We start from the raw sequence: 15,500 nt of genomic DNA on the forward strand, positions 1-15,500 counted from the left end.
CCCGCGAGCGCTGGCGGGCCAGGAAGACTCAGAGCTTGTGGACGGTGACGCCGCGCCCATCGAAGTCTGCGGCCACCAGGCTCCCGTCGTCGGAAAAGGCGAGACCTTGGAAATAGTGATTCCGCCGTCCGTCATTGCCCCGCAGTCGTACTCCGATCGGCTCCCGGTTGGCGGCCGTGAACAGGTCAACGATCCCCGACCCTACTATTGCGAGGAACCTGCCGTCGACGGAATAGCGCCACCGGTGTAGCGAGGAATCCTCGGGCTGACCCGCATCGGGAAATGTCCAGGCCAGCTCTCCGGACTCCAGGGAAATAGCGCGCAGCCTTCCCGAGACCTCCCCGATCACTAGAGTCCCCGACGGATCGAAGTCGATATCGAAGAAGTGGTCAGAGTTTTCTATTTTCTTTACCAGCCGCCGCCCGTCAACATCCCAGATCTCTATCTCGCTCGGCTTGTCCAACGCCCCCCGATCAACCCGCAACAACGCCAGCCGGCGTCCAGAGGATGAAAGCGCGCCGGCCTGGTAGTGGGTCGGCGATTCGGTCGACACCTCGAACAGCGTCGCACCCTCGGCATCGACCACCTGGGCACGACCACTCAAAGAGCCGGTATTGCTCAGCCAGCCGGTGTACTCCATCAGCAGCAGGCGCTGCCGAGTCCCGTCCCAGCCGTGCCGGGCGGGACCTATGGCGTATCCGCCCTGGCAGCTAGCCAGAAGCCGGCTCCCGCCGGTAGCCAGGTCCAGCCGCCGGACCTCCTTTTCGAGCAGGTAGACGACGCCCGTACCGTCATGATCGAAGTACATGTCGCGCACGTTGGAATAGTGCTGCACACCGCTTCCGGGTATGGAATGCACCAGACGCCGAAGGCCGGTCACGACATCGATCAGACAGATCTCGGTCGCGGATTCGTCCCAGAGCCCGATGACGGCAAGCAGGGTGCCGCCATCCGGATGCAGATCGACGCCGCGCAGATAACGGTTCGGACCGACCCGGCACTCCAGCACCGCCTCACCCGGTGCCACGGCGTCCCGGTCACGGACGATCACGAACCCGCGCCTCAGCCGCTTGTCGACCTCGTCCGCCAGGGCGTCACGTGCCCCGTCCTCGGTGAAGAAATCGACGGCGCTCTCCCGTGGCTTGCCGCTGCCGGCCCAACTCGCCCTGGTCAACCGCGTTCCGACAAGCCGCAACCGGCAGTATCTTGGCTTTTGCGGGTCAGGAAACGTCAGCAGAATCTGATCTTCAGGCACCCCGCGATGCTAACCACTCGGTACGACAGACACGAATGTCGTCGAGGTGCTGCACGATCGTGTCGACGATGCGCTGCGGCCGGCAGCCTATTCTCCGGCAGGCGACCGGTCGGGCAGGGCGCTGGACAACGTCGTCACCACGTCACCGAAGACCACCACCGCCGGGGGTCGGATCCCGGCCGCGCGGGCGTGCGCCGCGACCTCGTCCAGCGTCGACCGGACGACCCGCTGAGCCCCGGTCGTGCCCTCCTGCACCACCGCCGCCGGAGTCTCCGAGGGGCGGCCGTGCGCCCGCAGCGCGGCGGCGATCGCCGGCAGGTTGTTCAGCCCCATCAGCACGACCAGGGTGCCGCGCAGCCGGGCCAGCGCCGACCAGTCGACCAGCGAGTCGGGATGCTCCGGCGGGAGGTGCCCGGAGACCACCGTGAACTCGTGCGCCACGCCCCGGTGGGTCACCGGGATGCCGGCCGCCGCCGGAGCGGCGACCGAACTGGTCACCCCGGGGACCACGGTCACCGGTATCCCGGCGGCGGCGCAGGCCAGCGCCTCCTCGCCGCCCCGACCGAAGACGTACGGGTCGCCGCCCTTGAGACGGACCACCCGGGCGCCAGCCAGGGCCCGGTCCACCAGTACCCGGTTGATCTCCTCCTGCGCGGCGGCCGGCCCGTGCGGGATCTTGGTGGCGTCCACCAGTTCGACCTCGGGCCGCAGTTCGTCGAGGAGCAGCCCGGGGACGAGGCGGTCGGCGACCACCACGTCGGCCTCGGCGAGCAGCCGCCGGCCGCGGACCGTGATCAGTTCGGGGTCGCCGGGACCCGCGCCGACCAGCGCGACCCGGCCGACGGGCCGCTCCGGCGGGCCGGGCGGGGTGACGCCGTCCGGCACCGACCCGTCGGCTCCGGTCCGCTCCGCCGGCCTGCCGGAGAGCGTTCCGCTGATCAACTGCTCCCGGATCGCGTCCCGGACGGCGACGGCCCGGCGCGGGTCACCTCCGCCGAGCACGGCGACGGTGAGCGGGCCGTGCCGGGTCACCGCCGGGGTCCAGGCGGTCGCGGCGTCGCGGTCGTCGGCGCGTACACAGAAGATCTGCCGGTCGAGCGCGGCGGCGCTGACCGCCTCGGCGGCGGCCGGATCGTCCACCGCCACCTGCACCAGCCAGGCCCCGTCGAGGTCGGCCGGCGCGAACTCGCGGGCGACCCACTCCACCCGGCCCGCGTCGACGTGTGCCCGCAGCGCCGGGGTCAGCTCGGGGGCGACCACCACCACCCGGGCCTCCGCGTCGAGCAGCGCCGGTACCCGCCGGGTCGCCACCGCCCCGCCACCGACCACCAACACACGCCGGCCGGCAAGCCGCAGCGCAAGCGGATACATGATCATTTCTCCGACACTCCCGCCGCGTCGAAGGTGGCCACCTCGTGCAGTACCCGCACCGCGCCGGCGACCACCGGATAGGCAAGCAGGGCGCCGGTGCCCTCGCCGAGCCGTAGGCCCAGGTCGATTATCGGCAGCAGACCCAGCCGGTCCAATCCGGCGGTCGCGCCCGGCTCGGCCGAGCGGTGCCCGGCGACCATCGCGCCCACCGCGTCCGGCGCGAAGGCGACCGCCGCGAGCGCGGCCGCGACCGCGCTCACCCCGTCCAGCAGTACCGGGACCCGCCGCGCGGCGCCGCCCAGGACGAAGCCGGCCAGCGCCGCGTGCTCCAGCCCGCCGACCGCGGCCAGCACGCCGAGCGGATCAGCCGGATCGGGTACGTGCCGAGCCAGCGCCGCCCGCACCACGGCCACCTTGCGGGCGTACGTAACGTCGTCGATCCCGGTGCCCCGTCCGGTGGCCTCGGCCGGGTCGATTCCGGTGAAGGCGGCGATCAGCGCGGCAGCCGCCGTGGTGTTGCCGATCCCCATGTCACCGGTGACCAGGATCCCGGCGCCGGAGTCGAGCAGTTCGTGCGCCACCCGGATGCCGGTCTCGACCGCGCTGCGCGCCTCGTCCCGGGTCAGGGCGGGCCGGGCGCTCATGTCCCGGCTGCCGGCCCGGACCTTGGCGCTGACCAGCCGGGGAGTCGACCGCCCCGACCGCTGCGCCGGTACCTTCGGCTGCGCCAGCGGGGTGGCCACCCCGACGTCGACCACGGTGACCGTGGCGCCGGTCTGCCCGGCGAACGCGTTCACCACCGCACCGCCGGCCAGGAAGTTGGCCACCATCTGCGCGGTGACCTCCTGCGGCCACGGGGTCACCCCCTGGGCGTGCACGCCATGGTCGGCGGCGAAGATCGCCACTGCGGCGGGCTCGGGCAGCGGCGGCGGACAGGTGCCGGCCAGCCCGGCCAGCCGTACCGAGAGTGCCTCCAGCGCGCCCAGCGACCCGGCCGGCTTGGTCAGCCTGGCGTGCAGGTCCTGAGCCGCGGCCATGGCCGCCTCGTCGAGTGGACCGATCTCGGCGAGGGTGGCGTCCAACATCATTCCTCCAGGATTCCGGCCAGCGCGGCCACGAACAGGTCGGTGGTGGCAGTGTCCCGTACCGCGAGGCGCAGCCAGTCGGGGCCCAGCCCCGGGAAGGTGTCGCCACGGCGTACCGCGAAACCCCGGTCGCGCAGGGCCAGCCGTACCCGGGCCGCCCCGGGCAGGTGTACCAGGACGAACGCGCTGGCCGGGGTACCCGCGACGCGTACCCGGGGCAGCTCGCCCAGCCGCCGGACCAGGTATGCCCGCTCGACGGCGATCCGGGCGGCGATCCGGCGCTCCGCCTCGACCGCACCGGGCGTGGCGCAGGCCGCCGCCGCGGCGAGCGCGGGAGTCGAGACCGCCCAGAGCGGTTGTACCGCCGCCAGCCGCTCGACCAACTCGGCGGGAGCGAGCAGGTAGCCGATGCGGAGCCCGGCCAGTCCCCAGGTCTTGGTGAGGCTCCGCACGACGACCAGCCCCGGCAGGTCGCGCCGGGCCGCCAGGGACTCGGGTTCACCGATCCCCCCGACCGCTCCCCCGTTGCCGATCCCGACAGAGCCGGCCCCGGTGGACAACGTCCCGGCAGATCCTGTCGCGGCAGATCCGGTCCCGGCAGACCTGCCGTCGCCGGACCCGATCTCGGTGGACCCGATCTCGGTGGAGCCGGTGTCGCCCGACCCGGTGTCAGCGGAGCCGGTCTCGGCGGTGATGGTGGAGTCGGCGAATGCCTCGTCGACGACCAGTACCCGGCCGGGACGGGCCAGGCTGGCCAGTACGTCGGCCGGGTGGAGTACCGAGGTGGGGTTGGTCGGGTTGCCCACGAAGACCAGATCGGCGTCGGCCGGTACCCGATCGGGGTCCAGCCGGAAGCCGGTCTCCGCCGGCAGCAGCACCCGCTCGACCCGGTGCCCGGCCGCTCGCAGCGCCGCCTCCGGCTCGGTGAACTGGGGATGCACGACGACCGGCCGGCGCGCTCCCCGGAGGGCCTGGGCGAGCAGCACGAACCCTTCCGCCGCCCCGGCGGTGAGCAGTACCTCGTCGGCCGGTCGGCGGTGTCGGGCGGCGACGGCGGCCCGGGCCGGGGCCGGATCGGGATAGCCGGTCAGCGTCTCCAGCGAGGCGAGAATCGGCTCCCGCAACCAGGGCGGCATCGGGTGCCGCTGCACGTTGACCGCGAGATCCACCAGCCCGGGAGCCAGCTCGACGTCACCGTGGTGACCGAGATCGGGGCCGTCCTCGCCGTGCAACCCGTGCTGCCCGTGCTGGCCACGCTGATCGGGTCCGTGCTGGTCGAGAGGGCCGGGCCGATGCTGGCCGTGCTGGTCGGGTCCGTGCTGATCGGGTCCGTGCTGATCGGGTCCGTGCTGATCGGGTCCGTGCTGATCGGGTCCGTGCTGGTCGAGGTCGGGCCGGTGGGGGCCGAGGTCGGGCCCGACGGAGGGCGGTGCGGGTGCGGGCCGGTGCATGGGCATGATCCTGCCGGTCGGCCGGCCGCGACGGCCAGCGGGCTTTCCGGAGCGGATCGGGAGCGGTCGAACCGATCGGTCGGGGGACTCGCACATCCGCGAATTTTTATCATGTTTTACCAAGATTTATCCTAGCTTGGAAACGTGACCAACCCCACCACCCCTCCTGCCCCTGGTCGGCTCGTACCCCTGCTCCGTGCCGGACTCATCGCCGGTGTGGTCGTCGCGGCGGCGCTGTTCCCGTTCGTCGCGGTCGGCGGACTAGCTGCCAAGGTCGGCGCCGACATGGTCAAGAAGACCCCGGCCGATCTGCTCGCCTCGGTGCCCGCGCAGACCAGCTACGTCTACGCCGCCGACGGGACGACCCTGATCACCACCTTCTACGAGGAGCACCGGCGGTACGTGCCGATCTCGCAGATGTCGCCGTACATCCAGCAGGCGATCGTGGCGTCGGAGGACTCCCGGTTCTACGAGCACAACGGGGTCGACCCCAAGGGTGTGCTCCGGGCCTTCGTCGCCAACCAGCAGGCCGGCGGAGTGTCCCAGGGCGCCTCCACGCTGACCATGCAGTACGTCCGGATGGCCCTGCGGGACAGCGCGAAGACCCCGATAGAGGCCCGGCAGGCCACCGAGCAGACGCCGCTGCGCAAGCTCCGCGAGATGCGACTCGCCCTCGACCTGGAGAAGGAGACGACGAAGTCGCACATCCTGGAGCGCTATCTCAACTCGGCCTACTTCGGCCACCGGGCGTACGGCATCTACTCGGCGTCGGAGATCTTCTTCTCGAAGCTGCCGAAGGACCTCACCCCGGTCGAGGCGGCCACCCTGGCCGGGCTGGTGAAGGCGCCGACCGAGTACGACCCGGCCAGCTCGGACCGGAAGGCCGCCACCGACCGGCGCAACTACGTACTCGACCGGATGCAGGCGATGGGCTACCTGTCGCCGCAGGCTGCGACGGCGGCGAAGTCCGAGCCGATCGAGCTCCGCCTCAGCAGCCCGCCGAACGACTGCATGTCGGTGCCGAAGGAGCACAACAGTTGGGGTTTCTTCTGCGACTACCTGAAAGCCTGGTGGGCCGCACAGCCGGCGTTCGGCAGCAACTCCCTGGAGCGCCTCGACCGGCTGCGCCGGGGCGGCTACACCATCGTCACCAGCCTGGACCCGAAGATCCAGGAGGTCGCCGACGAGCAGGTGCAGGCCGGGGTATCGAACGGCAGCCCGTACGGAAACGGCCTGGTCGCGGTCGAGCCCGGCACCGGGTACGTCAAGTCGATGGCGGTGAACCGGTCCTATTCGCTGGACCAGAGCGTGAACGGCCCACACTCCGACCCGGACAAGCGCAGCCGGATGAAGGGCAACTACCCGAACACCGTGGTCCCGCTGCTCGGCGGTGGAGACCTCCCCGGCTACCAGGCCGGATCGACGTTCAAGATGTTCACCATGCTCGCCGCGCTGGACGCCGGGCTTCCGCTCAGCACGGACTTCAACTCACCGCACAAGTTCGTCTCGATCTACCCGGACGGCAGCGGTGGCCCGACGGACTGCGGCGGGTACTGGTGCCCGTCGAACGCCAGCGGCGCGATGACCGGCAACCAGACCATGTGGTCCGGCTTCGGCAAGTCGGTCAACACGTACTTCGTCTGGCTGGAACAGAAGGTGGGCGCCGAGAACGTGGTCCGGCTGGCCGAACGGTTGGGCCTACAGTGGCGTACCGACATCGACAAGCGGCAGGCGTCGCCGAGCCAGGCGAACAAGTGGGGTTCGTTCACCCTCGGGGTCTCCGACGTCACCCCGCTGGAGATGGCCAACGCGTATGCCACGGTCGCCGCCGAGGGACGGTTCTGTGAGGCGCTGCCGGTCACCTCGATCGTCGGGCCGGACGGCATGCCGGCGACGCACCGGACCGGTTCCGGGATGGATCTGGAGATCGCGCTCCCCCGGTGCAGCCAGGAGGTCAGCGCCGACGCGGCCCGGGCCGCCACCGACGCCGCCCGGTGCCCCACCGGGGACACCCCGGCCCGGGGCTCCTGCGGCGGCTGGTCCACCGCCGACCGGGTCCGGGGCATCGTCGGTCGGCCGGTAGCCGGCAAGACCGGTACCACCGACAGCGACCGGGCCGCCTGGTTCGTGGGCTACACCCCCGAACTGGCCGCCGCGAGCTTCCTCTCCGACCCGGACAGCCCGATGAACCCGGTCGGCTCGGGCCCGGCCAACATTCCGATCGACGCGGTCGCCGGCTTCCTGAAGAACGCGCTGAAGGACCAGCCGGTGCGCCAGTTCAACCCGCCCTCGGCCGAGATGACGGGTTGACCGGGCACGGCCGAGACGAGCCGGCTGACCGGGCACGGCTGGGATGACGGGCTGACCGGGCACGGCGGACATGACCCGGTTGACCGGGCACGGCCGCACCGGGTCAGTGGCCGGGTGAGTGCAGGTCGGCGGCGACCAGCGACCAGACCTCCAGGTCGACCCGGCCGCTGTGCACGTACCCGGCGTTGCGCAGCAGCCCCTCGTAGGTGAACCCGGCCTTCTCGGCGACCCGTCGAGACGCGGTGTTGCCGGGTGCCACCCGCAGTTCGAGACGTTGGAAACCGTGCTCCAGGATCAACGCGACGGCTATCGCGTCGACCGCCTCCGCCGCCATGCCGAACCCGCGCGCCTCCGGCGCGATCGCGTACGACACCTCGGTGACCCGGCCTCCCCAGTCGGTACGCTTGGTCCACAGGCAGCCCACCAGCCGCTCGTCCTCGCGCCGGATCACGCCGTAGTGGTCGCCGTTGCCGCTGTCCCGCCGTTCCTGGGCCATCTCGGTGCACCAGGCGTCGGCGTCGATCTGCCCGAGTTCGCGCTGGAACGGCAGCCAGCGCTGGGTCTGCTTGTCGGCGAAGATCGCCGAGACCGCGTTCGCGTCCGACCCCCGCAGCGGTCGTACGTGCACCCGTGGCGTCGACACGGTCAAGGTCGGAAAGCGGCGCACCGCCACCTCTCCGCTCATTCTGCCGGCTCACCCCACTCGCCGCTGTTCATGCCCACCAAGCCCGCCGTCCTGCCCAAAACACCGGCTTTAGCTGCCGATCCGACGCCACCCAAAACACCCGCTCACGTTGGCCGATGCCGACCCCGCCCCGCAGGTCGGCTCGCGGCCGGGCCGGGCCGCTCGCCACCGAGCGGGAGCCTGCCCTGGTCGATCCGTACACCCATCCCGACTGCCATGCACACCGCGCGCCTCGTGCGCTCCACACGGGCACCGGCTCGGGGCCACGGACACGCCGGCCGCGCACGCCGCGCGCCTCGGACGCTCCACACCGGCATCGGCCCCGGGGCGGCCACGGACACGCCGGCCGCTCGGGTCGCCGACCGGATCACGCCACCGGTCCACCCGCCGGACTGCTCGGCACGGCGCCGGCCACCGGCTCGGACCCAGCCGCCTCGCCCGGTCCGGCGACCTCCGCCGCCGGCTCGATATCCGTCCGGCCCGCCCCGGGCGCCACACCCGAGCCGTCACCGGCCCTGACCGGCACCGGTCGGTCGGTGGCGCCTCCCGGCACCGGTTGCTCGTCGCCGGGTACCGGCCTCGGACGGGGCGCGGCCACCGATCCCGGAGCCTCGGCCGCGCCGCCCGACATCGGCCCGGTCTGCGGTCGCGGTCCCGTCCCGGGCATGCCGGTGGCCGACCTCGGCGCGCCGGACGGCGCGGTGCCGGTCGCTCTCTGGGCTGGACCGCCGGCCGGGGCAGGACCGCCAGCCGGGGCAGGACCGCCAGCCGGGGCAGGACCGCCAGCCGGGGCAGGACCGCCAGCCGGGCCAGGACCGCCAGCCGGGGCAGGACCGACCGGAGCAGGGCGTGCCGGAGCACGGCCACCGGAAGGTGCAGGGCCGGCCGGGCCGGGACCTGCGGACGGCGCGGTGCCCCTGGAGGCGCTGCCGGGAGTTGACTGCCGGGGCGCGACCGCATCCGGACCGGCCGGACCTGTGGGTCGGACGGCGGCGGACGGCGAGACCGGGGCGGACGGCGAGACCGGAGCGGACGGACCGGCCGGTGCCGGAGGTGACACCGGAGCAGTCGGCGTGCCCTGGCCCAGCAGGGAGACCTGACTCGACGGGGAGACCGGGGCCGACGACCCGACCAGCCCCGGTGACACCGGTGCGGCCGGACCGGCCAGGCCGGCCGGCGAGACCGGCGCGGCGGGACCGGCGGGACCCGCCGACGGCACCGGACCGGCCGACGCAACCGGGACAGCCGGCGGTACGGCAGCCGGGGCGGGCGTACCGGCCGACGCGGCGGCGGCGACCAGGCGGCTGGCGATCACCGGGCTGCTCGCCCAGTGCAGGGTCAACTGGGAGGCGTGCACCCGGCGCCAGACGAACCCCTCCGGCGGGCCACCACCCCAGCTCCATGCCGGGGTCTGCCCGGCCCGTGGGGTCAGTACCCCGCGATGCTGCTTGTAGCCGATCACCCGGGCACCGATCCGGGCCACCGGGGTGTCCGCGCGCGCCGTCGCCTCGCGGTAACCGACCACGGTCCGGTCCAGGCTCGCCCCCGCCGCGTCCAGCACCCCGCACATCGGGCGCCCGTCGAACTCCCGGGCCAGCCAGAGCAGCCCGGCTCCTTCGGCGATCACCGGTCGACCGGTACGGGCCAGTTCGGCGACGGCGATGCAGAGCCGGCGGTTGGCGGACAGCTCCTCGGCGTACGTCTCGGGCAGCGCACCGCCGATCACCAGCGCACCGGCGTCCGCCGGCAGTACCTCGTCGCGGAGCGGATCGAAGGTGACCACCTCGGCACCGGCCGCCGCCAGCAGTTCGGCGGTCTCGGCGTACGAGTACGACAGGGTCGGCCCGCCGGCCAGCGCCACCACCGTACGGGTGGCCGGCGCCTCGCCGACCGGCCCCAACTCGGCGAGCGCCTCCGCGGCCGACCAGGCGGTCACCGGCACCCGGGGTGCCGAGCGGGCCAGCGCCAGCAGCCGGTCGAGGTCGACGGCTCCGGTGATCGCCTCGCCGAGCCGGCGCACCCCCCGGTACGCCTCCACGCCGCGCTGCATCACCGGCACCACACCGTGCTGTCGGGACGGCAGGACGGCGGGGAGGTCCCGTCGGCGCAGCGCACCGAAGACCGGTACGCCGATGTCGTCCAGCGCGTCGCGGAGCAGTTGCTCGTGCCGGTCCGAGGCGACCCGGTTCAGGATCACGCCACCGAGCCAGAGCATCTCGTCGTACGCCCGGAAGCCGTGCGCCAGCGCGGCGACCGACTGGCCCATCGAGCCCACGTCGACGACCAGCACCACCGGGGCCCGCAACGCGGTGGCGATCGCGGCGGTCGAGTCGACCTCCGGCCGGCCGGCCAGGCTGTCGAAGAGTCCCATCGTGCCCTCCACCACCGCGATCTCGGCGTCGGCGGAGCCGTGCGCGAAGAGCGGGGCGATCCGCTGCGAGCCGACCAGCCGGGGGTCGAGGTTGCGGCCGGGCCGCCCGGCGGCGAGTCCGAGATAGGCGGCGTCGGTGTGGTCGGGGCCGACCTTGAACCCGGCGGCGTCCAGCCCTCGCGCGGCGAGCGCGGCGAGCAGGCCGACCGCGATCGCGGTCTTGCCGTGTCCGGACGACGGTGCGCTCACCACTACGCGCGGCGCGGCGATCATGGTCGGCTCCTCGGGGCGCGGTCACCGGCCCGGGGCGGGCGGTGCGGAGGATGGTACGGACGGTGGTGGTGCGAGGGACGGCCCGGCCCGACCCGTCGATCGAACCGACGCGCGTGAGGATACCCGGCACCGCGCGCCGTGCCGGTCCGCCGAGCCGGCCACCTGGCAAACCGGCGGAACCGCCCGGGTAGCCTCATGCTGTGTACCGGTTCCTGCTCACGCCCCGCTGGCTGGGCATCCTCGCGCTGACCCTGGCCGCGGCCACCGTGATGGTGCTGCTCGGCAACTGGCAGTTGAGTCGCTACCAGGAGCGGGCCGCGATCAACGAGCGGATCGACGAGACGGCGAAGCTCGCGCCGGTGCCGGTCGACCAGGTGCTGCCCCGACCGGGTGGCGCGGCCGGCACGACCGGGCAGGCGCCGCCGGCCGGCGCGGCCTGGACCCGGGTCACCGTGACCGGGCGGTACGACAGCACGAACGTGATCCTGATCCGCAGCCGTACCGTGGAGAGCAAGGTCGGCTTCGAGGTGCTCACCCCGCTGCGGCTGGCCGACGGCAGCGCCGTACTGGTGGACCGGGGCTGGATCCCACCGGCCGTCGGCGGCAGCGCGCTCGCCCGGCCCGAGGTCCCCGCCGCCCCGTCCGGTGAGGTGACCGTGGTGGGCCGGGTGCACCTGTCGGAGAGCAAGCCGGACGCCGTGGCCCGGCGGGACGGCCGGATCGAGACCCGCCGGATCGCCGTGCCGACGCTGGCCCGGGAGTTGCCCTATCCGCTCTACTCCGCATACCTGCTGCTGGACGAGCAGACTCCGGCCGCCGATCCGGCCTTCTCGGCGATACCGATCCGCCACGAGAACGACTGGCAGAACGGCGGTTACGTCGTCCAGTGGTGGCTGTTCGCGGTGCTGGCCCTGGTCGGCTTCGGCTGGGCGGCCCGCCGGGAGGCGCGTGGCGACCTGAGGGACGGCGACGACAACCGGGACCGGGCCGGACCGGACCGGCTGGACCAGCCGGCCGCCGCCCCGAGCCCCTGAGCCGACCAGCGCCCCCTTCACCCGCATACCCGTCCGACCGACCATCGGCGGTCAGCCGTCGACCGTCGACGGTGGTACCGGACGCACCTCGGCGTGTCAGGCGTCACGGTTCGGGTTAAGGTCTGCGGAGCGGGCCGGTGTGGCACTGGGGAGGAGCCGGCATGAGCAAGCGAAGCGAGCGAATCAGCCAGTTCAGGGCGGGTGTGCCTCAGGACGGCACGGAGCGCAGCGGAGTGCCGGCATGAGTGTGGACCCGGGCGGAGCGCAGGACGTACCTCCGCCAGCACCGACCGATCCGTGGCCGACCGACGCCTCGGTCTCGCCCGGCTATCCGCCGCCGCCCACCCCAGACGACCCGCCGACCCCGACGCCGGGCTACCCCGGGCAGCCCTATCCGGTCAGCGGGCAGCCCTATCCGGGGTCCCCGCAGCCCTATCCGGTGCCGGCACAGACCTATCCGGTTCCGGCACAGACCTATCCGGGCGGAGGCCAGCCGGGCGGCGGAACGGCGTGGTCGCCCCCGGTCCGGCCGGAGCCGGTGGTCGCGCAGATCGGCGAGATCGCGGTCACCTCGTCGACGGTACGCACCCCGAGCGGCGACATCCCGCTGGCCGGCTCGCAGTGGCACGTGGCGGACTACTGGCAGAGCGAGCAGAAGATTCCGACCTGGGCGATCGTGGTGGCGGTGGTCGGCTTCTGCGTACTGACCGTGTTCAGCCTGCTGTTCCTGCTGGTCAAGGAGACCGTCTACCGTGGAATGGTGCAGGTGACTGTCACCAACGGCGCGCGGCAGTACGTCGCCCGGATCCCGGTCACCGACCAGTTCCAGGTCCAGCAGATCCACCAGCAGGTCAACTACGTACGCTCGCTGGCCGCGATCTGAGCCGCCCCGGTCAGCCGACCGGTGTTCAGGCGCCAAAGCGGCGTTGCCGGGCGGCGTACGACCGCAGGGCGCGCAGGAAGTCGACGTACCGGAAGCCGGGCCAGTACGCGTCGCAGAAGTACAGCTCGGAGTAGGCCGCCTGCCAGAGCAGGAAACCGGACATCCGCTGCTCGCCACTGGTCCGGATGATCAGGTCGGGGTCGGGCTGCCCCTGGGTGTAGAGGTGCGCCGCGATGTCCTCGGCGGTGAGCCGCTGGGCCAGTTCCGTCGGGGTCGTACCCGCCCGGGCCGCCTGGTCCAGCAGGGAGCGGATCGCGTCGACGACCTCCGCCCGGCCGTCGTAGCCAACCGCGATGGTCAGGTGGAACCTCGCCCCACGGTCGGCGGTCGCGTCCCGGGCCAGCTTCAGCGCGTGCCGGGTCGAGTCGGGCAGCGCGTCGAGCCGCCCGGCGAGGTGCAGCCGCCACCGGCCGGGACGTTCGGCGAGCCGGGCGGCGACGATCCGCTCGACCACCTCCTCCATCAGATACCGGACCTCGTCCGACGGCCGTTTGCGCAGGTTGTCGGTGGAGGCGACGAAGATCGTCACGTGTTCGATGCCGAGGTCGGCACACCAGCCGAGCACCTCGTCGACGTGCTCCCCGCCGTACCGGTGGCCGACGCTCGGGTTCTCGAAGCCCTGCTTCCGGGCCCACCGCCGGTTGCCGTCCATCACCATCGCCACGTGCCGGGGCAGTGACCTGGTGACCAGCTGTGCCCGCAGGCGGCGGACGTACAGCCGGTAGAGCGCGTTCCGGAAGATCATTGTCGAACCGTAGCAACCCGTGACCAGTGAACCTTTTTCAACCTGAACCGCGCGGCGTGTGCGGCTCGACTTGCGCCTGCGGCCACGACGGACCGCAAGGGGAGGTTGAAAAAGGTTCAGTCGGGGTGGATTCCCCGACGGCGGTCAGTCGGGACGCCGACCTGCGTGGATGGCGCGTACGGTGTCGATGGTGTCCGCCTCCGCCGCGCTCTTGTCGTGGCGGTAGCGCAGCACCCGGGCGAAGCGCAGCGCCACGCCGCCCGGATAGCGGGGACTGCTCTGCACCCCGTCGAAGGCGATCTCCACGACCTGCTCGGGGCGTACCCGGACCACCCAGTCACCGCGCTCCACCGCCAACTCCTGGAACCGCTCGGTCTGCCAACGCAGCAACTCGTCGGTCAGCCCCTTGAAGGTCTTGCCGAGCATCACGAATCCGCCGGTCTCGGGATCACGGGCGCCGAGGTGGAGGTTCGACAGCCAGCCCTTGCGTCGGCCGTTGCCCCACTCCACGGCGAGCACCACGAGGTCGAGGGTGTGCCTCGGCTTCACCTTGATCCAGGCGGCACCCCGCCGCCCCGCGTCGTACGCCGCCTCCGGCGCCTTGACCACGATGCCCTCGTGCCCGGCGTCGACCGCCGCGGCGAACGCCTCGGACGCCTGCTCGACCGTGTCGACGGTGATCCGTTCGACGAGCTGTGCCGCCGAGACGGTGCGGGCCAGCGCGGCCCAGCGTTCGTGCCCCGGCGCGTCGAGCAGGTCGACGCCGTCCAGATGCAGGATGTCGAAGAAGTACGGCGTCAGCACGACTCCGCCGCTGGTGTTCGCCGCCGCCAGCACCGACGGGGCGGCGGCGACCGGACGGTCCGGCCCGGGGATCTCGGCGGGCGCCGTTCCGGAGGTGCCGATCCGGGGCACCTCGGAGAGGTCCACCGGGCCCACCGCCCGTACCGACCCGGCCGTCGACGGTGCGACCGGCGCCGCCCCGAAACTCCGGGTGCCGCCCTCGGCGGCATCGGCACCGTCGCCGGATCCCGGCTCACCCGAGGCGCCGACGGCCCGGCGGGCTCCCCTGGTGGCCGCCCGGCTGGCGGTCTCCTGGAACGGTCGTGGCCGGCCGGACGCGTCGAGCGCGATCGCCTCGCCGTCCAGCACCAGCTCGCGGGCCGGCAGGGAGCGCACCGCCGCCACCACCTCGGGAACCCGGGAGGTGATCTCGTCGAGGCTGCGGGTGAAGACCGCGATGTCGTCGCCGGAGCGGTGCACCTGGATGCGGATGCCGTCGAGCTTCACGTCGACCACAGCCGGCAGCCCGACCGCGGTCAGCGCCTCCTCGACCGATGCCGCGCTCTGCGCCAGCATCGGCGCGAGCGGGCGGCCGACCCGCAACGCGAACCCGGTCAGCGCGCCCGAGCCGCCGGTGAGCGCGGCCACCGCGACCGTCTTCAGGTCACCGGCGAGCAGCAGGGCCCGGCGGACCGCCGGCAGCGGCACCTCGGCCGCCCGGGCGATCGCCTCGGCCAGCAGGCCGGCCTGGGCGCCCTGCCGCAGCTCACCGCTGAACAGGCCGAGCAGCAGCCGCCGCTCCTCGACGGTGGCGGCGCCGAAGAGGGCGGCCAGCAGCTCACGGCGGCGCTGCTGCGAGCCCGGCCCGCGCACCTCGGCCAACTCGGCTATCGCCGCGTCGACGCCGGCCACCGTCAGGGTGGGCTGCTCGGCCGCTGGCGGCAGCTCGCGGAGGCTGGCGTAACCGACCCCGGTCTGCCGCTGGCGCAGCTCTCCGGCCAGATAGCCCGAGCCGGCGACGAGTTCCTCCGGGGCGAGGTTGCGCAGCGCCTCGGCGAGCAGCTCGACCTTGGCCCGCCGCCCCGAGGTGGCGGCGACGGCGGCGGAGGTGGCTGCCAGGTCAACAAAGCGCACGGCTCCATCCTGGCAGCCACCACCGACAACTTTCCGGCCGGCCCGCCCTCGTCCCCCGGC

The 15,500-nt window shown here is 73.0% G+C and carries 12 protein-coding genes; 4 read left to right on the top strand and 8 right to left on the bottom strand.

The window, feature by feature from the left end:
- Nucleotides 1–28: 28 nt before the first annotated feature.
- From Pma05_RS32935 to Pma05_RS32950, 4 genes are all read right to left on the bottom strand, one after another.
- Nucleotides 29–1,255: a WD40 repeat domain-containing protein gene (locus tag Pma05_RS32935; protein ID WP_203861398.1), complete on the bottom strand. Its 1,227-nt coding sequence runs from the start codon at nucleotides 1,253–1,255 to the stop codon at nucleotides 29–31.
- An 87-nt stretch (nucleotides 1,256–1,342) separates the two neighbouring features.
- Complete coding sequence (gene cobA / locus Pma05_RS32940; RefSeq protein WP_239313598.1) at nucleotides 1,343–2,626, bottom strand: uroporphyrinogen-III C-methyltransferase; 1,284 nt, start codon at nucleotides 2,624–2,626, stop codon at nucleotides 1,343–1,345.
- A 2-nt stretch (nucleotides 2,627–2,628) separates the two neighbouring features.
- A complete protein-coding gene (gene cobT, locus Pma05_RS32945; RefSeq protein ID WP_203861435.1) occupies nucleotides 2,629–3,711 on the bottom strand; it encodes a nicotinate-nucleotide--dimethylbenzimidazole phosphoribosyltransferase in 1,083 nt (360 codons plus the stop codon).
- On the bottom strand, nucleotides 3,711–4,880 hold the full coding sequence (locus tag Pma05_RS32950) for an aminotransferase class I/II-fold pyridoxal phosphate-dependent enzyme (protein WP_372441595.1): 1,170 nt from the start codon (nucleotides 4,878–4,880) through the stop codon (nucleotides 3,711–3,713). Before Pma05_RS32950 ends, cobT begins: the two co-directional genes overlap by 1 nt.
- On the opposite strand from Pma05_RS32950, the gene Pma05_RS32955 reads away from it, so the two are divergent.
- Both Pma05_RS32955 and Pma05_RS32960 read left to right on the top strand, forming a co-directional pair.
- On the top strand, nucleotides 4,851–5,297 hold the full coding sequence (locus Pma05_RS32955; protein WP_203861440.1) for a hypothetical protein: 447 nt from the start codon (nucleotides 4,851–4,853) through the stop codon (nucleotides 5,295–5,297). The genes Pma05_RS32950 and Pma05_RS32955 overlap by 30 nt on opposite strands.
- A 9-nt stretch (nucleotides 5,298–5,306) precedes the next feature.
- Nucleotides 5,307–7,472 (top strand): transglycosylase domain-containing protein, encoded by a 2,166-nt coding sequence (locus Pma05_RS32960; RefSeq protein ID WP_203861401.1) that lies wholly within the window; start codon nucleotides 5,307–5,309, stop codon nucleotides 7,470–7,472.
- Nucleotides 7,473–7,575: 103 nt separating this feature from the next.
- On the opposite strand, the gene Pma05_RS32965 is transcribed toward Pma05_RS32960, so the two are convergent.
- Both Pma05_RS32965 and Pma05_RS43825 read right to left on the bottom strand, forming a co-directional pair.
- The gene (locus tag Pma05_RS32965; RefSeq protein WP_203861402.1) at nucleotides 7,576–8,157 is read right to left on the bottom strand and encodes a GNAT family N-acetyltransferase; all 582 of its coding nucleotides are present in this window, start codon (nucleotides 8,155–8,157) and stop codon (nucleotides 7,576–7,578) included.
- 367 nt (nucleotides 8,158–8,524) lie between these two features.
- Nucleotides 8,525–10,801 (bottom strand): cobyrinic acid a,c-diamide synthase CobB, encoded by a 2,277-nt coding sequence (locus tag Pma05_RS43825; RefSeq protein WP_203861403.1) that lies wholly within the window; start codon nucleotides 10,799–10,801, stop codon nucleotides 8,525–8,527.
- A gap of 200 nt (nucleotides 10,802–11,001) precedes the next feature.
- On the opposite strand from Pma05_RS43825, the gene Pma05_RS32975 reads away from it, so the two are divergent.
- On the top strand, nucleotides 11,002–11,835 hold the full coding sequence (locus Pma05_RS32975; RefSeq protein WP_239313600.1) for an SURF1 family cytochrome oxidase biogenesis protein: 834 nt from the start codon (nucleotides 11,002–11,004) through the stop codon (nucleotides 11,833–11,835).
- A 241-nt stretch (nucleotides 11,836–12,076) separates the two neighbouring features.
- Complete coding sequence (locus Pma05_RS43025; protein ID WP_239313602.1) at nucleotides 12,077–12,718, top strand: hypothetical protein; 642 nt, start codon at nucleotides 12,077–12,079, stop codon at nucleotides 12,716–12,718.
- A 25-nt stretch (nucleotides 12,719–12,743) separates the two neighbouring features.
- On the opposite strand, the gene uppS is transcribed toward Pma05_RS43025, so the two are convergent.
- A complete protein-coding gene (uppS, locus tag Pma05_RS32985) occupies nucleotides 12,744–13,523 on the bottom strand; it encodes a polyprenyl diphosphate synthase (protein ID WP_203861404.1) in 780 nt (259 codons plus the stop codon).
- 144 nt (nucleotides 13,524–13,667) lie between these two features.
- Nucleotides 13,668–15,440 (bottom strand): ATP-dependent DNA ligase, encoded by a 1,773-nt coding sequence (locus Pma05_RS32990; RefSeq protein WP_203861405.1) that lies wholly within the window; start codon nucleotides 15,438–15,440, stop codon nucleotides 13,668–13,670.
- Between the last annotated feature and the right edge of the window lie 60 nt (nucleotides 15,441–15,500).

Source organism: Plantactinospora mayteni (assembly GCF_016862935.1).
Classification (GTDB): Bacteria; Actinomycetota; Actinomycetes; order Mycobacteriales; family Micromonosporaceae; genus Plantactinospora; species Plantactinospora mayteni.

What these genes read in the sequence shown, in the direction of transcription:
- cobA (WP_239313598.1), bottom strand. Translation starts at nt 2,626, where the DNA reads ATGTATCCGCTTGCGCTGCGGCTTGCCGGCCGGCGTGTGTTGGTGGTC.
- cobT (WP_203861435.1), bottom strand. Translation starts at nt 3,711, where the DNA reads ATGTTGGACGCCACCCTCGCCGAGATCGGTCCACTCGACGAGGCGGCC.
- Pma05_RS32965 (WP_203861402.1), bottom strand. Translation starts at nt 8,157, where the DNA reads ATGAGCGGAGAGGTGGCGGTGCGCCGCTTTCCGACCTTGACCGTGTCG.
- Pma05_RS43825 (WP_203861403.1), bottom strand. Translation starts at nt 10,801, where the DNA reads ATGATCGCCGCGCCGCGCGTAGTGGTGAGCGCACCGTCGTCCGGACAC.
- Pma05_RS43025 (WP_239313602.1), top strand. Translation starts at nt 12,077, where the DNA reads ATGAGTGTGGACCCGGGCGGAGCGCAGGACGTACCTCCGCCAGCACCG.
- uppS (WP_203861404.1), bottom strand. Translation starts at nt 13,523, where the DNA reads ATGATCTTCCGGAACGCGCTCTACCGGCTGTACGTCCGCCGCCTGCGG.